This is a genomic window from Brucella cytisi (assembly GCF_038433355.1).
GTDB classification, from domain to species: domain Bacteria; phylum Pseudomonadota; class Alphaproteobacteria; order Rhizobiales; family Rhizobiaceae; genus Brucella; species Brucella cytisi.
On the sequence record NZ_JBCAUP010000049.1, the window covers coordinates 1 to 17,856 of the forward strand.

Consider the following 17,856-nt stretch of genomic DNA (forward strand, 5'->3'; position numbering starts at 1 on the left):
CAGTTCGGCCAGTGTCTCAAGCATTGCCTCGAAAACACCGGTCTCGACCCAGCGTCGATATCGACGAAAGACGCTGTTCCACTTGCCGTATTCATCAGGCAGATGCCGCCATTGCGCTCCTGTGCGCGCCATCCACAGCATGCCTTCGAAATAACGCCGATTGTCCTGAGCAGGGCGGCATCCACGCCCACTTTCAGCAGGTAGAAGCGGACTGATTACTGCCCATTCCTCGTCTGTCAAACCGATCCGTTCGCCCAAAGCAGCCTCCAAATGGTAGCTTTGAATCAAAAATCGATTCCGCAGTCAACCTTTGTCCACGAGCGCTAACCGGTCGAACTGACGCTATACCCTGATGGCCGCTGGACGAACTTCATCAACTGGTTCTGTAGGAATCTTGTATGACGCTTTCGAACCAACACGGGTAAGCCATTGTTCAGTACATGTAATTCTTTGGAACAACAAGCGGGTAATATTTGTTGGATACATTTAAAGGAGAAAAAATCACACGCACACAGGTCGGTAGGCCAATCAAAACGATAAACATACCAAAGCAAGTTCAATAGCGGGACTATTAGTTCGGAGGAATGAGGTGCGTTCGTTTTTCAGAGATAACGGATTAACAATTGCGCTTACCGTGTTGTTCGGGATGTCGATCATTGGTATGGCCGCGGCGGGTTTTAACAGTTTTAATGCAGAGCTCGCGAAACATGGCGAAGCGCCAGTGTCCCTGACGACGTATTTGACAGGGGGGCAATTTCTCTCTGCGCTCTTCGAGAATTGGGAAAGTGAGTTTTTGCAAATGGGCGTGTATGTCGTGCTAACGGCATGGCTATTTCAACGCGGTTCGGCGGAATCCCGTGATCCGGGCAAGGAAGGGTCGGAAGAAGACGAGACTACACGATTTTCCTTTCTTTATGCTCATTCGCTGGGTTTGACATTGTTCGGACTATTTATCGGCAGCTTCTTTTTACACTGGTTCGCAAGCGCACGTGCCTCGGAATTGGATGCTGCTCGCCACGGAGCTCCGACAACGGGATATTTGCAGTATATCCTTGATGCAGAACTATGGTTTGAATCGTTCCAAAACTGGCAGTCGGAATTCCTTTCAACCGCAGTGTTAGTGGTACTATCCATTTTTCTGCGCGAGAAGGGGTCTCCTGAATCTAAACCTGTCAAAGCTCCAGACGAACAGACAGGAAGCTAGTGGGAAATCGACAGGAAAAGTTCGAGCCCCGCCAGGCAGATTTTTACCTGAATTCCTATAAATGCGGAACGAGCCGCGAAAACGTAGGTTGGAGCATCCTCCACAACGACGTATACCCTTGCGAACCAATATTAATTTATTATCGAAATTCGTTCGGGCTCAATCTCACGCCCCGACGCCCTGATGGATAGAGGGCTCGACGCTTATGAAGTATCCATCAATCCTGCGGACCTAACTATCAGAAAAATATCATTGCAACAACTGCAGCTGCCATAGCTGCGTTTGCTAGCCAGCCGAACAACCGCGTACAGAATCCGATTGTAAACCTGCCCATTTCATCACGTTTGCTCGCAACGATCATCATAGCAGTCATTATAGGAACAGCTACAAATCCATTCACCACCGCACTCCAGAACAGCGCAGTAATAGGATCGATCGGCGAAATGGCGATGGCGGCCCCTATTAGAAAAGCTAACGCAATCACGCTGTAGAACCCGATCGCTTCCCAAGGCTTGTCTGCCAGGCCGCATTTCCACCCTTGAGCCTCACCAAAAGCGTAGGCTACCGATCCTGCGAGGACTGGCAAGGACAACAGCCCGGTACCAATAATGCCTAAACTGAAAATGAAAAAAGCAAAATCCCCTGCCAATGGCCTGAGTGCTTCGGCGACATCTGCAGCTGAACCGACTTCCATCTTTCCCGAAGCATGCAACGTTGCCGCTGTACTGATCATGATCGCAATCGCAACAATGTTGGATACGGCCATCCCGGAAAACGTATCAAGTCGAATTCGCCTCAACTCTGTTCTGGCCTCGTCCGGATGTTTCCGGAGGGAATGCTCGTTCTTCGAGTTATTTATTTCTTCAACTTCCTGCGAGCTTTGCCAGAACAGAAGATAGGGGCTTATAGTCGTTCCGAAAATCGCGACGACTACAGTAAGGCTTTCTCCATTCAACTTGAACCGCGGCCAAACAAAACCTTTTAATGCAGACATCCAGTCAACGTTGGCCAGGAATAAAACAGCAACATAGGCGAGTAAAACCAAAGTAAGCCATTTGAGATAGCGTGAATAGGTCTCATAAGTCACCAGAAGCTGGAGCCCTAGAGAGAGAGCACCAAAAGCCAACGTGAATATGATTGGCGAGCCTCCGGTTATCAAGCTTCCGGCTATCCCCATAGCAGAGAGATTTGCACCCATGTTGACGGTGTTGGCGATAAGCAGAAGAGCGATTAGCGAAAGCAATGCCCAGCGTGGAATGATTTCGCACAAGTTGGCTGCCAGACCTTTCCCGGTCACTCTGCCTATTCGGCCACTCACCAACTGGATTGCGGTCATAAGCGGATAAGTAAACAACATGCTCCACAGCATATTATAGCCAAATTGAGCGCCCGCTTGTGAATATGTAGCTATACCACTGGGATCATCGTCGGCAGCCCCAGTGATTAAACCTGGCCCCAATTGCTTGAAGAGCGCTGCACGGCGCCATCGCGGAAGAACCAGATGGCTTTCCTGGGAGGACTCGGTATCTGGGTCTTTTGGCATGATCGTTTCTCAAATCCACGGGTGTTTGCATGAGAATGTTCGGTCAATTCATTCCGATGTCGTAGCCGCCGGGAGGAGTTTAGAATTCGATCCCTGCGGTTCTTGTCCAGGGATACGATTCAAGAACTTTCACGGGAAAGTCGGCTCGGCGCGCAATACCGCTTTTCTGACATCTGCTTCCCCAATGATTTCAAAAACAGCGGAATGGCCTTCAAGTTGAATGTTGTTTTCCGAAACTTTCATTTAATCCTCCGCAAGTGGGTTCGGCCTAACCCGAGAAGGAAAAATTTGTTCCGGTATTTGAATGGTTTGTACACTAGCAGACACTTGCGATCGTTTCTCGACACCGAAGGTGGCTTCACCTGTAGAGTGCTCTACAGGAGCGATTAATCGACGTTGGAAGCACTTCGGTATCAAAAAGCGTTACAGAATAGTTCCGTGGCCCGTAAAAGATACCCATCTCGCCTGCGGTATACATTGGTCCCCTCATGAATCGGAACAAAGTTACGCGTGGGCAGTTTCAGACAGTTATGGAAACATGCTTGCGTCGGGTATTCGCCGAACCGTGGTGTCGCGCTGTTCAAGTTAAGCATCGGTGCGGAAAAACACTGATAAATACTGTTTGCGTGGACGAAGCGTCACTTGCGTTTTGAACAGTGAGTATGAGACCAGCCTGGCGCGATTTCCATTATGAATATTGACCAAGTTAAGGACGGGAGCCAGCCATGTCAGTCAGCAACAAAGCCACATCTGCGCGCAAACCGATCAAGATTCATGATCAGACACTTGAATTAGACAAGGGTGGAGACCTGCACCAGGTTGCCGACGGCAAAACACCGTTCATGACCACCGCGCAGGGCGGACCAGTTTCGGACGATCTTAATACGCTCAAAGTGGGTGAGCGAGGGCCGACGCTGATTGAGGATTTTCATTTTCGAGAGAAGATTTTTCATTTCGACCATGAGCGGATTCCCGAGCGCGTTGTTCACGCGCGCGGCTATGGCGCGCACGGCTATTTCGAGACAACGAAATCGCTTGCCGAATATACGCGGGCCGACATTTTTCAGCGGGTCGGCGAAAAAACACCGGTTTTCGTGCGTTTTTCCACGGTGGCGGGATCGAAGGGCTCGTTCGACCTCGCCCGGGATGTTCGCGGCTTTGCCGTGAAGTTATACACGAAAGAAGGCAATTGGGATCTTGTTGGAAACAATATTCCTGTCTTCTTCATCCAGGATGCCATCCGTTTTCCCGATATGGTTCATGCGGTCAAAGAGGAGCCCGATCGCGCCTTCCCACAAGCGCAATCTGCACACGACAATTTCTGGGACTTTATAAGTCTGACGCCGGAATCCATGCACATGATTATGTGGATCATGTCGGACCGCGCTATTCCACGTTCCTTCCGGTTCATGGAAGGTTTCGGCGTCCATACATTCAGGTTCGTGAACGATAACGATGAATCCACGTTCGTTAAGTTTATCTGGAAGCCGAAACTAGGCCTTCAATCTGTCGTCTGGAACGAAGCTGTAAAGATCAACGGAGCCGATCCCGATTTTCACCGCCGGGACCTGTGGACAGCCATTCAGGCTGGCGATTTCCCTGAATGGGAACTTTGCGTTCAACTCTTCGATCAGGACTTCGCCAACAGCTTCGATTTCGATGTGCTCGATCCGACGAAGTTGATCCCTGAGGAGGTGGTTAAGCCTATTCCTGTCGGTCGGCTGGTTTTGGATCGGATGCCTGATAACTTCTTCGCCGAGACTGAACAGGTTGCGTTCATGACGCAGAACGTTCCCCCGGGTATCGACTTTTCAAATGACCCGCTCCTTCAGGGACGTAATTTTTCCTATCTCGACACGCAATTGAAGCGGCTGGGCAGCCCGAATTTCACTCACATCCCAATCAATGCGCCAAAGTGTCCGTTCCATCATTTACAGCAGGATGGCCAGATGGCAATGCGCAATCCTGTCGGCAGGGCGAATTACCAGCCCAACTCCTGGGGAGACGGTCCGAGACCCGATCCAAAACGAGGTTTCCGGTCATACCCGGCGGAGGAGGATGGCCCGAAAGTACGTCTACGAGCCGAGAGTTTTGCTGACCATTACAGCCAGGCACGTCAGTTCTATCTGAGCCAGACCGAAGTTGAGCAGAAACATATAGCGCTGGCCTTAACCTTCGAGCTCTCTAAGGTAGAAACACCGGTCATTCGCGAGAGACTTGTATCGCATTTGATGAATATTGATGCGACCCTGGCGGAGGCAGTTGGCAGTAATCTTGGCTTTCGCAGTATGCCCAATGCGGCCGATGCAGCGGTTCCCGTGCGACACGATCTTGCCCCTTCGCGGGCGCTCAGTATCATTCAAAATGGACCTGACAGCTTCAAGGGAAGAAAGCTAGGTGTCCTCGCTGCGAACGGCTCCGATGCAGACATTATAGAGTCGGTTCGCCAGGCGGCGCAAAAGGAAGGCGCTATGGTGGAGGTTATCGCGCCGATGGTCGGTGGCTTCAAGACAGCACAAGGAGGGTGGATAGCAGCCAACCACATGATCGATGGCGGTCCGTCAGTCATTTTCGATGCCGTTGCGCTTATACTGTCCGAGGAGGCAGCCAATCGACTGACCACGGAAGCCACCGCCCGCGACTTTGTTGCGGACGCGTTCTCTCACTGCAAATTCATCGGTTTCACCACTGGTGCGGTTCCGCTACTGTCCAAGGCTGGCATTGAACCCGATTTGGACGAGGGACTAATCCCGCTCGATAATAAAAACGCGGTCTCCGACTTTATGAAATCTTGCCGCAAGCTGAGGATATGGGCGCGCGAAGATGCAGTTAAGCTCTGATTCAACGCCATTCGGCTGATGCGTAGAGCCATATTGAACGAAAAATAGAAAAGTGTCCTGCCTGCGAAAGGCCACGCGAGCAGGATGCTTCGGTTTTCCAACGCCTGTTTGTTCTTGAGCCCCGGACTGGCCGCTTTCGGTCGCGGTCCAACTGGCGGGGCGACGGCGCTGTCACAGTCAGAGGTGATGGTGCTAATGGCCGTCGGTTACTATCAGCCGGTTACACGCAGCTAACCAGGCAGGATCCTTGGCAAGGAAATCAGCCGCGACATGATCGCGGCACTGCGCGGCGCCGGCTTTATCGGACCCGGACCCCGCAGTCCGACGCCAGGCGGTCCCTACACCTATATGACGACAAGACATTTCCTCGCAGCCTTCGATATGGCGACATTGCGGGATCTCCCCGATATCCAGGCTTGCCGGCCTGCTCGGTCGACCTTGACGTCACCTAAATCCGCATTCGTCCTCAAGATGGACGCTTCATACCGTTGAGCGTCGATTGGCCTGTTATGGAGGCTGGTCCGCTTTTATCCAGGGAGCGGAAAATTGTTGGGATGAAGCTTCCAGGATCGCAAAGGCCGAACAGGCAGTCGGGGGCGTCGGGTTCAGCTTCGGTGATGAGCGGTTCAGCCATGTTTGCCTCAATTCGCGTTCCCCTCCAATCGAAGGCGAGAAGACGTCAGGGAAGCGTCCGGCATCGGATTAACCTCGTTTGGAGAGGCATGGATGGGCCGCAGCAGTGCAGGCCGCACCGGCATCTGCCTGAGCACCATAAGGCATGTTGCTTGTTGCCAGAAATTGGCCGTGGGCTCACCGTTACACACATGCCGGCATTTATAAGGGTTGGCGAACAGGCAAGGATCTACAGCCAGAGGCATGACCTCATAACTATGAGTTATGAAGCCGCAGACATTTTTTACCTTTGTATTCTTTCTGGCGGTCACTATCGTGATGAAAATAAAGGGAACGTCGGCGGCATAATAAATCATCAAGGTTCCGCCTGAACGAACATCGATCCAGCGTGTCTTGCAGGCATTTCGGGCCTGCGTTCGCGTAAAGACGGGACAGTCGCGTTGAGCGATAAAAAAGGGGAGTGCGGTTGTTGAATGCAATGCGACCGACTTTGGTGTCAGGGTCTGCTGGCGTGGTAAATGCGCCGGCCTCCGCAGCGAAACTCATACGCCTTGAGGGGGTGAGCAAGCATTTCGGGGCACATCTCGTCCTTGAGGATATTGATCTGGAAGTCGCGCAAGGCGAAGTGCTGGCAATCATCGGTCCCAGCGGCTCGGGCAAGAGTACGCTTCTGCGCTGCATCAATTATCTGGAAAGGCCGGATGGCGGTCTGCTGACAGTAGGCAAGGTAAAGCTCGACGCCACCCAGACGCCGCGCACCTCGCAGCTCAAAGAACTGCGCAATACCGTTGGCATGGTGTTTCAGTCGTTCAATCTGTTCCCGCATATGAGCGTTTTGCGCAATGTCAGTCTGCCGCAGGAACGTGTGCTGGGCCGCAGCCGGGCGGAGGCCGAGGAGCGGGCGATCCAGCTTCTCGATCGCGTCGGCCTCGCCGACAAAGCGACGCAATATCCGGCTCGTTGCTCCGGCGGTCAGCAACAGCGCATCGCAATCGCCCGCTCGCTAGCGCTCAATCCGCAGGTGATGCTGTTCGACGAGCCGACCTCGGCGCTCGATCCCGAACTGGGGCTCGAAGTCCTGGCCGTCATGCGCGAGTTGGCCGAAAGCGGCATGACCATGCTCGTAGTCACCCATGAAATGGGCTTCGCGGAAAATGTCTCCGACACGGTCATGATCATGGCCGATGGGCGCATCATAGAAAAGGGCGCATCGAAGGACGTCATGCGCAATCCGCAAGAGGAACGCACGAAGCAGTTTCTTCGTGCGGTGCATGACCGATGACAGCGGACAATGTTCTTCTCATCCTGAGCGGTCTGCCATGGACTATAGCGCTCACACTTGGTTCCTTCGCAATCGGCTGCATTCTGGGCGTCCCGCTTCTCGCAGCGCGTCAGGCGCGTCTGGCGCCGGTACGGTGGATCGCGGCTGTACTGATCCAAATAGTGCGCTCCTTGCCGCCGATCCTCTGGCTGTTCATTATCTTCTTCGGCATTGGAATGGGCATCATGCCGATCAATCCGTTTTTGGCGGCGCTGATCGGTCTGGGGCTCATCGCATCAGCCAATATGGCGGAAATCTATCGCGGTGCGCTGGCCTCACTTCACCATGGCCAGTGGGAAGCGGCGACGGCGCTGAATTTCGGTACGCGCCACACGCTGGTCGATGTGGTTGCACCGCAGGCCTTTCGCGTCGCGCTGCCATCTGCGGCGAGCTATCTGATCGGGCTGATGAAGGAAACCGCAGTTGCCTCGACCATCGGTGTCGCTGACCTCGCCTTCCGTGGCAATCAGGTATCACAGCTCACCTTCAAGGGCATTGAGGTCTTCGCTCTGGTCGGCCTGTTCTACATATTCCTGAGCCTCCCCGTCGCATGGCTGTCGCGCTCTGCCGATAGCTATCTAAGAGCAAAGGTGGCGCGCTGATGCTCCCGACTTCTGAAGAATTCTTCGAATGGATGCCTGCGCTCCTCGGCGGGTTGCAGGTCAGCTTGCAGGTGGCGGCGCTGAGCCTCGCCATTGGCATCCCGCTGGGGCTTCTGCTGGCGCTGGGCGTTGGCTCAAAATCGCGCTTCAACCGCTATATGAGCCTGTTTCTTGTCGAAATCGGGCGCGGCGCTCCGGCGCTAGTGCTGTTGCAGTTCATGTATTTCGGCCTGCCTGTGACCGGTCTGACGATGACCTCGTTTTCGGCTGCTGTCGTAGCGCTGGCCTGGAATACGGGCGCTTACACGAGCGAGATTATCCGCGCGAGCCTGCAATCAATCCATTATGGCCAGCGCGAGGCAGCGGAGGCGATGGGCTTCAATACGATCGACGAACTGCGCTTTGTTCTGCTGCCGCAGGCGCTGCGCGTGGCGCTTCCCGCGCTGCTGGGCTTCGCGATCCTGATCTTTCAGGGTACGTCGCTCTGCTTCACGATTGCCCTGCCGGAACTCGTCAGCAATGCCTATGAGATCGGCTCTAACACGTTCCGCTATATGCCTGCCTTACTACTGGCCGGATTGCTCTATGCGACGATCTGCATTCCGGCTGCATGGATTGTTTCCTATGTGGAGAAGCGCTCATCCGCTTACGCCACCCGATAGAACCCAACGCAACAATAAATACCAAAACAACAAAAGGGGAGTAGCAGATGAAAAACGGGATGATGCGTAAAGGTGCTCTCGGCGCCGTATTGCTTATGGGGCTGTCTTCGGCAGCGTTAGCAGAGGATTGCAAGCCGAAGCATGAATTCAAGACCATCACGCCAGGCACGTTGACAATTGCCGTCACCACCTATGCGCCGCATTCCTTCATGGATGAGAGCGGCATGCTTAAGGGTCTCGATGGCGATATTGCCACCGAATTCGCCAAGCGCGAATGCCTGACCGTCAAGCCGATAGCCGTCGATCCGGCTGCGGCCATCCAGTACGTGCTGTCGGGCCAGGCCGATATCACCACTGGTGACTGGTATCGCACAGCTGAACGCGCCAAGGTCATGAACCTTTCCTATCCGCTCTACAAAGACCAGATGGGTCTTTATTCCAAGGATGGCGCAAAGACTGTCGAAGAACTGGTCGGCAAGAATGTCGGCACCGTTCAGGGGTATCTCTGGGTGACGGACGCCAAGAAGCTTCTGGGTGCGAAACTGCGCCTTTATCCGAATTCCGTGAACATGCATCAGGATCTCGCATCCGGGCGCATCGACATCGGTATCGACGGCTATTCGACCGGCGCCTATGCGGCCAAGAATGGCACGCTCAAGGATATAAAGGTCGAGGTTGCGCAGCCCGATCCGCGCATCCGCGCCACCAAGGAAGCGGCGCAGGCAAGCCTGCCATACGCCAGGAGCGCAACGGATTTTGGTGCTGCACTCGACGCCAATATCGAGGAGATGCACAAGGATGGCACCATTGCCAGAATCCTAAAGTCTTACGGTCTGGATGAGAGCGCAGGTGATACCGGAGCCCCGATGCTTATCGAATAGTCCTTGCGCGATGACCAGGTGCAGCGGAAACCGCTGCACCTGCCTCAATCATTTTTCATTGGAGACTGCTACGATGACTGTTTACGCGGTCAGCCGGAACAGCCAGTCGTGGTATGGGGAACAGGTCGGCATTCTCATCCTGGATGCGGCCTATCCCTGTGTACCCGGCAATGTCGGCAATGCAACGACCTATAAATATCCGGTTCGTTATCAGGAGGTGCGCGGTGCTTCCATCGATAGGCTTCTAAACCAGCGCGATCCGGCACTGCGAGAGGCATTTGTAGAAGCAGCTCTGGAACTGCAGGGACGGGGTGTGAAAGCAATTACCGGCGCGTGCGGGTTCATGGCCTATTTTCAGGAGGAGGTTGCGGATGCGGTTGATATACCCGTCTTCCTGTCGAGCCTGATGCAAATACCTTTCATGCATGCTGTGGCGCGTGGCACTGTGGGCGTGATTACAGCCAATGCAGAACGTCTCACACCACGGCACTTCGCTGCAAGCGGTGTTCCGGACTCGATCCCGATCGTGCTCGCCGGAATGGAAAATCAGGTCGAATTTCGCGAAGCGATCCTGGAAGAGAAGGGGACGCTCGATTCAGCCGTCATCGAGCAAGAAGTTTGCGAAGTCGCCAGGAAGCTTGTGCGTGACAACCCGCAGGTCCGCTCCATTCTGCTCGAATGCAGCGATCTACCCCCTTATGCTCATGCTGTACAGAAGGTGACAGGACGGCCCGTATTCGATTTCATCTCGATGATCAACTATGTCCAGCAGACCGTCGCCTGTCGAGCTTATCAAGGCTTCATGTGACCTGATAATCAGGAGTTCTCCCTATGGCATTCGATCATTATTTCCTTCTCGGCCGTTCCGGTCTTCGTGTCAGTCGACTGGCGCTTGGCACGATGACATTCGGCAATGCCGGGATCAGGGGGATCGGTGGATCATGGGGCACTGACGAGGACAATGCACGCGCCATAGTCAACCGCTACCTGGAAGCGGGTGGCAATTTCATCGACACTGCGGATTCCTACGGCGCGGGTCTCAGTGAAACACTGGTCGGCAAGTTCATAGAGGAAGCCGGCGCGCGCGACCGTGTTGTCATTGCGAGCAAATATTCGAACAATCTGCAGCCGGGAAACCCCAACGCAGGCGGCAATGGTCGCAAGAACATGATGCGCGCGATCGACCAATCGCTGAAGCGACTGAAGACCGATTACATCGATCTCTATATGGTGCATACCTGGGACGGGATGACCCCCGTGGAGGAGGTGATACGCGGCTTCGACGATCTGATCCGCGCTGGTAAGATCCGCTATTGCGGCCTGTCCGACGTGCCTGCCTGGTATGCGGCGCGGGCCCAAACCTGGGCGGAGGCGCATGCGCTCTCGCAGCCCGTCAGCCTTCAATTGCCCTATTCGCTGGTCGAGCGCAGCATCGAGCAGGAATTCGTGCCGCTCGGACAAAATCTCGGTCTCGGCATCATGGCATGGAGCCCAATGGCCATGGGGCTTCTGTCGGGAAAGTATCGCGCGGGTGGCGAAGGCCGTCTGAACCGTGACAATGCTGAAGGGTTGGGGCTGTTCACCGAACGAAACACCCGCATTGTCGCAGCATTGGCCGAGGTTGCAGACGCCATGGGAAAGCCGATGGCGCAGGTAGCTCTCAACTGGGTGGTGACGCAGCCGGGCATTGCGGCGGCCATTATCGGCGCAAGCAAGCTTGCGCAGCTCGACGACAATCTGGGCGCGCTCGCATTCGCAATTCCGGATGAACTTCGCACCCGACTGGAGACCGCAAGCGCCATTAAGTCCACTTATCCCTATTCCCTTTTTGCGCCGGATTATCAGGCGGGCATTTTGAACACCGGCGTTTCGCTCGGTGACAAGCCTGCCGGTTATCAGCGTCCGCATTTCGTGCCGAAGGTCGGTGAATACACTTTCGGAAAGCCTCCCAGGAACAACTGATCAGCCTCAAGGAACCACCATGAACGACATGCCAGCGAAAGTGCGGTCCGTCGCCACTGTCGAACCAACCATTTTTGTCCTCACGCTTGATTGCGATGACAAGCCCGGCATCGTAGCGGCCATCACCACGGAACTGGCGGCAATCGGCGGTAACATCGTGGAAAGCAATCAGTTTCGCGACAGGCTGACCAACCGCTTTTTCATGCGCATTGCTTTCAGCGCTCCGCTTGGCATGTCGCGTGAGACGGTCGAGCATTCGCTGAAGCCGGCGGGCGAGCGCTTCGGCATGAAATTCGCGGTGGCCGATGCCAGCCGCAAGCCGAAGATCGTGCTCATGGTTTCAAAATTCGATCACGCCATGCTTCATCTGCTCTATCAGATCCGCGTCGGCTGGCTGAATGCCGATGTCGTTGCCATCGTCTCCAATCATGAGGATAGCCGCGGGACTGCGGAAAGTGCGGGGATTCCCTATCATTCCTGGGGCGTGAACAAGGAAAACAAGGCCGAGCAGGAAGCCCGCCTGATCGATCTCGTACGTGAAACGCAGGCCGATCTCGTCGTTCTTGCACGCTATATGCAGGTTCTATCGGACAATCTATCCAACCGCCTGTTCGGCAAGATCATCAACATCCACCATTCGTTTCTGCCATCCTTCAAGGGTGCAAAACCCTATCATCAGGCGTTCGAGCGTGGCGTGAAGCTGATCGGTGCGACAGCGCATTATGTAACGCCGGACCTTGACGAGGGTCCGATCATCGAGCAGGAAACCGAGAGGGTCACGCATTCCATGAATGCCGAAGATTTCGTCGCCACCGGGCGCGATATCGAAAGTCGGGTTCTTGCGCGAGCTGTAAAGATGCATCTGGAAAGCCGCGTCATGCTCAATGGCCACAAGACGGTGGTTTTCACGTAGTAGGCCGACGGGTCTATAGGTGCAGTTCTGCGTCCGCTCCCTGTTCGAGAAGCCAGTCGCGGAACAGTTCTGCCCCTCGCTTCGGCGGGCGTTGAGCGGGCATGACCAGATGGATCGTATCGCCGGAACGATGAAAAATATGCATGGCAGGCACCAGGCGTCCAGCCACGATATGATCATGGACCAGGTGTTTCCAGCCAAGCGCCACGCCTTGTCCCTGCACCGCAGCCTCGATGGAGCTGAGCGCGTCGGTGAAGACAAAATCCTGTTCGATGCGCGGGTTCGGTACGCCGGAGCGTTCCAGCCATTCGCGCCAGCCAAGCCGCGAGCGGTGGCGCTCCTCGAAATGCAGCAGTGAGTGGTTCAGCAGATCGCTGGCTTCCCCGATCTGTCCGCGCTCTTTCAGATAAGAGGGACTGCATACGGGCCAGACCTCCTCCGTCACGAAGGGCCAGGCGAGAATGCCCGGCCACTTGCCTCTGCCCAGACGTGCTGAAACGTCTATATCTTCTTCAAGCAGATCCTGATTGTCGCGGCTGCTTTCCTCGATGCGCAGCGCCACATCCGGGTGCTTTTCCTTGAACCCCTTCAGGCGCGGCAAAAGCCACAGCTGCACGAAGGATGCCGAGAACGACACGCGGATGATATCGCGCGAGTGCTTCTTGCGCATGGACGAGATGACCATGTGCAGATGGTCGAATGCTTCCTGCGTTTCGCGATAAAGCCGCTGGCCTTCTGCTGTCAATTCCAGACGGCTGCGCTCGCGCCGGAAAAGCTTCAGTCCGGTGGCTTCCTCCAGGAGCTTGATCGTCTTGCTCACCGCTGGCTGACTGACATTCAGCTCTTCTGCTGCCGCAGTAAAGCTCAGTCGTCGGGCCGCTGCCTCGAACACGAAAAGGTAATTGGCCGATGGAATGAGCGAGCGGAGTCTGTGCATAATCTGAAGTTATATCTTCGCGGATTTTTTATCAAGCTCACAGGGCGCAGAACCCTCTGTAAGGTAACGAACAAAGGAGTCCGTTTTGTCGCCGTCAGCGACGCTTCGGCAATCTCCAAATCATATACTGGAAGGGAACCAGGAATGCAGACTCATGCGCGCGCGGTTGTCATCGGGGGAGGTTGCGTCGGCGCCTCCATTCTTTACGGTCTGGCCAGGCGAGGCTGGTCGGATGTCGTCCTCCTGGAGCGTACGCAGCTGACCGCCGGTTCAACATGGCACGCGGCAGGCCTGATCCCCTCCTATGCGCGCAGCATCAATATCGGTCGCATGATCAACAAGTCCATCGAGATATATGAAGGTCTGGAAGCCGAGACCGGCCAGCATGTCGGCTGGCACAAATGCGGTCAGCTGCGCATTGCCAATACGCGTGACCGGCTGGACGAATATAAGAGCTATATGAGCGTTGCCGAAGTGCAGGGCGTGCGCGCCGAACTGGTTTCTCCGGCGCGTGCCCGCGAGTTGTGGCCGCTGCTTGAAAACAATCACGATATGCTGGGCGCACTCTATCACCCGGATGACGGTCATATCGCGCCTGCCGACGTCACCATGGCGCTTGCCAGGGGTGCACGCGACAAGGGCGCGAAGATTCATCTCAACACACAGGTCAATGGTTTCGAGCGTCTGCCGAGCGGCGAGTGGAAGGTAAAGACCAATCAGGGCGACATCATCTGTGAGCATATCATCTCGGCCACAGGTAATTATGCCCGGCAGACCGGGGCCATGCTCGGCCTCGACATTCCGGCAATTCCAATCATCCATCAATACTGGATTACCGATGCGGTGCCGGAAGTAATCGAGCGCAAGCGTCAGGGCCTGCCTGAAATGCCGATCCTGCGTGACGAGGGCTTTGAAGGCTATCTGCGCGAGGAAGGTGACGGGCTGATGTTCGGCCCTTATGAAAAGACGGAGCACCTGAAGCTTTTTGCTGAGAACGGCGTGCCGGAATGGTTCGGCGCGGACCTTCTGGAAGAGGATTTCGATTCCGTTTCGTGGAACTGGGAACAGGCCATCGATATGGTTCCCGCGCTCGGTCGCGTTGGCATCAAAGCCAATGTGCGCGGGCCATTTCAGATGACGGCCGATGAACTGCCGCTGGTCGGCCCGGCCTGGGGGCTGGACAACGTATGGTTGGCAGAAGGCGTTCCGGGCGGCATCCTATGGGGCGGCGCTATCGGCTATTACCTCTCGGAGCGTATCGTGGAGGGTGGCAACAGCATCGACACATCAGAACTCGACCCACGCCGTTTCGGCGATTACGCCAACAAGAACTGGACGCGCGAGAAGGTGCGCGAATCGTGGGGCACCCATGCCGAGCAGCATTATCCGGGACAGGATATGCCCGCCGCGCGCCCACAGAAAACTGCGCCGTCCTATGACCGCCTGACGGAACTGGGCGCTGTCTGGGGCTGTCTCAATGGTTGGGAAATGCCGAACTGGTTCGCCCCCAAGGGCGTCGAGGCCAAGGACCAGTACAGCTGGCGCTGGACTGAAAAGGGCAAATATGTCGGCGAGGAAGTCGAAGCAGTGCGCAACGCGGTTGGCCTCGTCGAAATGACACCGATGACCAAATTCGAGGTCAGCGGTCCCGGCGCGGAAGCCTGGCTCGATGGCATTCTCGCCAACCGCCTGCCGAAAATCGGTCGCGTCAACCTCGCGCATCATCTGACCAAGAAGGGCGGAGTTCAGGCGGAATATGTGGTGTCGCGTCTCGATGACGGCACTTTTTATATGATTTCCACCCCACGCGCCGAACGCTGGAACTTTGACGACCTGTCGAAGCTGCTGCCGAAGGACGGTAGCGTCAACCTGCGTAATGTAACCAATGATCGGGGTTGCTTCACGATCGTCGGGCCAAGGGCGCGCGAAGTATTGCAGTCGCTCACCGAAATCGACCTCTCCAACGAAGCATTCCCGTGGTTCAGTATCAAGTCTGGAACGATCGGCCTTGCCAGCGATGTGCGCCTGTTGCGCGTCAATTACGAAGGCGAACTGGGCTGGGAGCTTTATCATCCGCTGGCCTTTCAGCGTCATCTGCTAGAAGCGTTGCTCGCATCGGGCAAGGAGCACGGCCTGCGCCTTGTCGGCCTGCATGCTCTGGAATCGCTGCGCCTCGACAAGTCCTATCGCGCTATGTACCGCGACATGAATATCGAGCTTAGCGCTTGGGAAAGCGGCCTCGAACGCTTCATCCGTCTCGACAAGGGCGATTTCATCGGCAAGCAGGCGCTGGTCGAGGAAAAGGAACGCGGTATCAAGCGCCGATCTGTCACCCTTGCCGTCGAAACCGATGGCGCCAGCACGTTGACTTGTGAAGGTGTCTACCGTGATGGCGAACTGGTGGGTCGTGTCACCTCGGGCAGCTATTCCTACACGTTCGGACACGATATCGCGCTGGCGCTGTTGCCGGTTGAGCTTGGCGTACCGGGCACGGAACTGGAAATCCCGGTTCTGGGTGAAATGCGCAAGGCCCGCGTGATCGAGGAATCTCCATACGATCCGGAAGCAAAGCGCGCGCGTCTCTGATCGTCCCGTCCAATAGTTTGTGCGAACCGGACTTGACAGATCGTCACGACGATCCGGTTCGCCGTAACGAAAGGTTAGCCCCATGAAGGCAGTTGTCGCAGTGAAACGGGTTGTCGATTACAACGTAAAGATCCGTGTAAAGGGAGACGGTTCGGGCGTTGAGCTTGCGAACGTCAAGATGTCGATGAACCCTTTCGATGAGATCGCGGTTGAAGAAGCGATCCGTCTGAAGGAAGCGGGCAAGGTGACGGAAATCGTCGCGGTTTCGGTCGGCCCGGCACAGGCACAGGAAACGCTGCGTACCGCACTTGCCATGGGCGCCGATCGTGCGATCCTGGTGAAGTCGGACGAAACGGTTGAGCCGCTTGGCGTTGCCAAGGTTCTCAAGGGCGTGGTCGATGCGGAAAAGCCGGATCTCGTCTTCCTCGGCAAGCAGGCAATCGACGATGATTCCAACCAGACCGGCCAGATGCTTTCGGCCCTTCTCAACTGGAGCCAGGCGACGTTCGCCTCGAAGGTGGAGTTGGGTGACGGTTCGGCCAAGGTAACGCGCGAAGTTGATGGTGGTCTCCAGACCATCGACGTGAAGCTTCCGGCGATTGTCACGGTCGATCTTCGTTTGAACCAGCCGCGTTATGCGTCGCTGCCGAACATCATGAAGGCCAAGAAGAAGCCGCTTGACGAAAAGTCGCCCGCTGATTTCGGTGCCGACATTGCGCCGCGTCTCAAGGTCCTGAAGACTGAAGAGCCGGGTGGCCGCAAGGCTGGCGTGAAGGTCGGTTCAGTCTCTGAACTGGTCGAGAAGCTCAAGGCCGACGGCGTACTCTAAAGAAATCGGAAGGGACGATATAAATGGCTATTCTTCTTATTGCCGAACATGACAATGCAACCCTTTCCGACCAGACGGCGAAAGCGCTGACGGCCGCTGCCCAGATCGGCGGCGACGTGGATGTTCTGGTTGCAGGCAAGGGCGCGAAGGCTGCTGCCGATGCCGCAGCCAAGCTGAAGGGCGTGCGCAAGGTTCTGCTTGCTGAAAGCGATGGACTGGAAAACCGTCTGGCCGAGCCAACGGCCGCTCTCATCGTGGAACTGGCAGGCAATTACGACACGATCATTGCTCCGGCAACGACCTCGGCTAAGAACATCCTGCCGCGCGTTGCAGCGCTTCTCGATGTGATGCAGTTGTCCGAAATCATGGAAGTCGTGTCGGCTGATACGTTCAAGCGTCCGATCTATGCGGGCAATGCGATCCAGACGGTCCAGTCGACCGATGCAAAGAAGGTTATCACCGTGCGTACCGCGTCGTTCCAGGCAACGGGCGAAGGTGGTTCGGCTGCAGTTGAAAGCGTCAATGCAGCAGCCGATCCGGCGCTGTCGAGCTTCGTCGGCAATGCATTGTCGGATTCGGACCGTCCGGAACTGACCTCGGCTAAGATCATCATCTCCGGCGGTCGTGCGCTCGGTTCTGCCGAAAAGTTCCAGGAAGTGATCCTGCCGGTTGCTGACAAGCTCGGTGCAGCGGTCGGCGCAAGCCGTGCCGCAGTCGATGCGGGCTACGCGCCGAACGACTGGCAGGTTGGCCAGACCGGCAAGGTGGTTGCCCCGGATCTCTACATCGCCGTCGGAATCTCTGGTGCGATCCAGCATCTGGCCGGTATGAAAGACAGTCGTGTGATCGTGGCGATCAACAAGGACGAGGAAGCGCCGATCTTCCAGGTGGCCGATTACGGCCTCGTCGGCGATCTCTTTACGATCCTGCCGGAACTGCAAAA

At 55.8% G+C, this 17,856-nt stretch carries 17 protein-coding genes and 1 pseudogene; 13 read left to right on the forward strand and 5 right to left on the reverse strand.

Annotation, left to right across the window (positions count from 1 at the left end):
* Window positions 1-258: transposase (locus tag AAE521_RS26320; RefSeq protein WP_342062947.1), on the reverse strand; the 258-nt coding region annotated here is incomplete at its 3' end.
* A 331-nt stretch (window positions 259-589) separates the two neighbouring features.
* Between AAE521_RS26320 and AAE521_RS26325 the strand changes: the two genes are divergently transcribed.
* Window positions 590-1,204: a DUF6766 family protein gene (locus tag AAE521_RS26325; RefSeq protein WP_342062948.1), complete on the forward strand. Its 615-nt coding sequence runs from the start codon at window positions 590-592 to the stop codon at window positions 1,202-1,204.
* A 238-nt stretch (window positions 1,205-1,442) separates the two neighbouring features.
* Here the strand turns inward: AAE521_RS26325 and AAE521_RS26330 are convergent, their stop codons facing one another.
* Window positions 1,443-2,747 carry an Nramp family divalent metal transporter gene (locus tag AAE521_RS26330; RefSeq protein ID WP_342062949.1) on the reverse strand — a complete coding sequence of 435 codons (1,305 nt, stop codon included), beginning with the start codon at window positions 2,745-2,747 and terminating at the stop codon, window positions 1,443-1,445.
* A 725-nt stretch (window positions 2,748-3,472) separates the two neighbouring features.
* Between AAE521_RS26330 and katE the strand changes: the two genes are divergently transcribed.
* Both katE and AAE521_RS26340 read left to right on the forward strand, forming a co-directional pair.
* Window positions 3,473-5,587 (forward strand): catalase, encoded by a 2,115-nt coding sequence (katE, locus tag AAE521_RS26335; RefSeq protein WP_342062950.1) that lies wholly within the window; start codon window positions 3,473-3,475, stop codon window positions 5,585-5,587.
* A 153-nt stretch (window positions 5,588-5,740) separates the two neighbouring features.
* Window positions 5,741-6,079, forward strand: a pseudogene (locus AAE521_RS26340) (SMC-Scp complex subunit ScpB); the annotation flags it as partial.
* Here the strand turns inward: AAE521_RS26340 and AAE521_RS26345 are convergent.
* Window positions 6,054-6,221, reverse strand: coding sequence for a hypothetical protein (locus AAE521_RS26345; RefSeq protein WP_342062959.1), 168 nt, complete (start codon window positions 6,219-6,221; stop codon window positions 6,054-6,056). The pseudogene AAE521_RS26340 and the gene AAE521_RS26345 overlap by 26 nt on opposite strands.
* Before the next feature lie 7 nt (window positions 6,222-6,228).
* Window positions 6,229-6,576 carry a hypothetical protein gene (locus tag AAE521_RS26350; RefSeq protein ID WP_342062951.1) on the reverse strand — a complete coding sequence of 116 codons (348 nt, stop codon included), beginning with the start codon at window positions 6,574-6,576 and terminating at the stop codon, window positions 6,229-6,231.
* Window positions 6,577-6,698: 122 nt separating this feature from the next.
* On the opposite strand from AAE521_RS26350, the gene AAE521_RS26355 reads away from it, so the two are divergent.
* The 7 genes from AAE521_RS26355 to purU all read left to right on the forward strand — a co-directional run bounded on the left by AAE521_RS26355 (window position 6,699) and on the right by purU (window position 12,561).
* Complete coding sequence (locus tag AAE521_RS26355) at window positions 6,699-7,502, forward strand: amino acid ABC transporter ATP-binding protein (protein ID WP_374865219.1); 804 nt, start codon at window positions 6,699-6,701, stop codon at window positions 7,500-7,502.
* Entirely contained in the window at window positions 7,499-8,143 is a 645-nt protein-coding gene (locus AAE521_RS26360) for an amino acid ABC transporter permease (RefSeq protein WP_342062953.1), read from the forward strand. The genes AAE521_RS26355 and AAE521_RS26360 overlap by 4 nt, the downstream gene beginning before the upstream one ends.
* Entirely contained in the window at window positions 8,143-8,805 is a 663-nt protein-coding gene (locus AAE521_RS26365; RefSeq protein WP_342062954.1) for an amino acid ABC transporter permease, read from the forward strand. Before AAE521_RS26360 ends, AAE521_RS26365 begins: the two co-directional genes overlap by 1 nt.
* Window positions 8,806-8,852: 47 nt before the next feature.
* Window positions 8,853-9,686, forward strand: a complete 834-nt coding sequence (locus AAE521_RS26370; RefSeq protein WP_342062955.1) for an ABC transporter substrate-binding protein — start codon at window positions 8,853-8,855, stop codon at window positions 9,684-9,686.
* A 73-nt stretch (window positions 9,687-9,759) separates the two neighbouring features.
* Window positions 9,760-10,494: an aspartate/glutamate racemase family protein gene (locus AAE521_RS26375; protein WP_071633815.1), complete on the forward strand. Its 735-nt coding sequence runs from the start codon at window positions 9,760-9,762 to the stop codon at window positions 10,492-10,494.
* 23 nt (window positions 10,495-10,517) lie between these two features.
* The gene (locus tag AAE521_RS26380; protein WP_342062956.1) at window positions 10,518-11,648 is read left to right on the forward strand and encodes an aldo/keto reductase; all 1,131 of its coding nucleotides are present in this window, start codon (window positions 10,518-10,520) and stop codon (window positions 11,646-11,648) included.
* 19 nt (window positions 11,649-11,667) lie between these two features.
* Complete coding sequence (gene purU / locus AAE521_RS26385; protein WP_071633817.1) at window positions 11,668-12,561, forward strand: formyltetrahydrofolate deformylase; 894 nt, start codon at window positions 11,668-11,670, stop codon at window positions 12,559-12,561.
* Window positions 12,562-12,574: 13 nt separating this feature from the next.
* Here purU and AAE521_RS26390 read toward each other — a convergent pair whose 3' ends face one another.
* Entirely contained in the window at window positions 12,575-13,498 is a 924-nt protein-coding gene (locus AAE521_RS26390) for a LysR substrate-binding domain-containing protein (protein WP_342062957.1), read from the reverse strand.
* A gap of 144 nt (window positions 13,499-13,642) precedes the next feature.
* On the opposite strand from AAE521_RS26390, the gene AAE521_RS26395 reads away from it, so the two are divergent.
* The 3 genes from AAE521_RS26395 to AAE521_RS26405 all read left to right on the forward strand — a co-directional run.
* Entirely contained in the window at window positions 13,643-16,084 is a 2,442-nt protein-coding gene (locus tag AAE521_RS26395; protein WP_342062958.1) for a GcvT family protein, read from the forward strand.
* Window positions 16,085-16,166: 82 nt separating this feature from the next.
* Window positions 16,167-16,913, forward strand: coding sequence for an electron transfer flavoprotein subunit beta/FixA family protein (locus AAE521_RS26400; protein WP_071633820.1), 747 nt, complete (start codon window positions 16,167-16,169; stop codon window positions 16,911-16,913).
* 23 nt (window positions 16,914-16,936) lie between these two features.
* Window positions 16,937-17,856 (forward strand): electron transfer flavoprotein subunit alpha/FixB family protein (locus AAE521_RS26405; protein WP_342061779.1); only part of this gene is annotated, 920 nt, incomplete at its 3' end.

Coding starts and splice junctions, on each gene's coding strand:
- AAE521_RS26395 (WP_342062958.1), top strand. CDS start 13,643: ATGCAGACTCATGCGCGCGCGGTTGTCATCGGGGGAGGTTGCGTCGGC.
- AAE521_RS26365 (WP_342062954.1), top strand. CDS start 8,143: ATGCTCCCGACTTCTGAAGAATTCTTCGAATGGATGCCTGCGCTCCTC.
- AAE521_RS26380 (WP_342062956.1), top strand. CDS start 10,518: ATGGCATTCGATCATTATTTCCTTCTCGGCCGTTCCGGTCTTCGTGTC.
- AAE521_RS26400 (WP_071633820.1), top strand. CDS start 16,167: ATGAAGGCAGTTGTCGCAGTGAAACGGGTTGTCGATTACAACGTAAAG.
- katE (WP_342062950.1), top strand. CDS start 3,473: ATGTCAGTCAGCAACAAAGCCACATCTGCGCGCAAACCGATCAAGATT.
- AAE521_RS26360 (WP_342062953.1), top strand. CDS start 7,499: ATGACAGCGGACAATGTTCTTCTCATCCTGAGCGGTCTGCCATGGACT.
- AAE521_RS26375 (WP_071633815.1), top strand. CDS start 9,760: ATGACTGTTTACGCGGTCAGCCGGAACAGCCAGTCGTGGTATGGGGAA.
- AAE521_RS26350 (WP_342062951.1), bottom strand. CDS start 6,576: ATGATTTATTATGCCGCCGACGTTCCCTTTATTTTCATCACGATAGTG.
- AAE521_RS26330 (WP_342062949.1), bottom strand. CDS start 2,747: ATGCCAAAAGACCCAGATACCGAGTCCTCCCAGGAAAGCCATCTGGTT.
- AAE521_RS26355 (WP_374865219.1), top strand. CDS start 6,699: ATGCGACCGACTTTGGTGTCAGGGTCTGCTGGCGTGGTAAATGCGCCG.
- AAE521_RS26370 (WP_342062955.1), top strand. CDS start 8,853: ATGAAAAACGGGATGATGCGTAAAGGTGCTCTCGGCGCCGTATTGCTT.
- purU (WP_071633817.1), top strand. CDS start 11,668: ATGAACGACATGCCAGCGAAAGTGCGGTCCGTCGCCACTGTCGAACCA.
- AAE521_RS26390 (WP_342062957.1), bottom strand. CDS start 13,498: ATGCACAGACTCCGCTCGCTCATTCCATCGGCCAATTACCTTTTCGTG.
- AAE521_RS26345 (WP_342062959.1), bottom strand. CDS start 6,221: ATGGCTGAACCGCTCATCACCGAAGCTGAACCCGACGCCCCCGACTGC.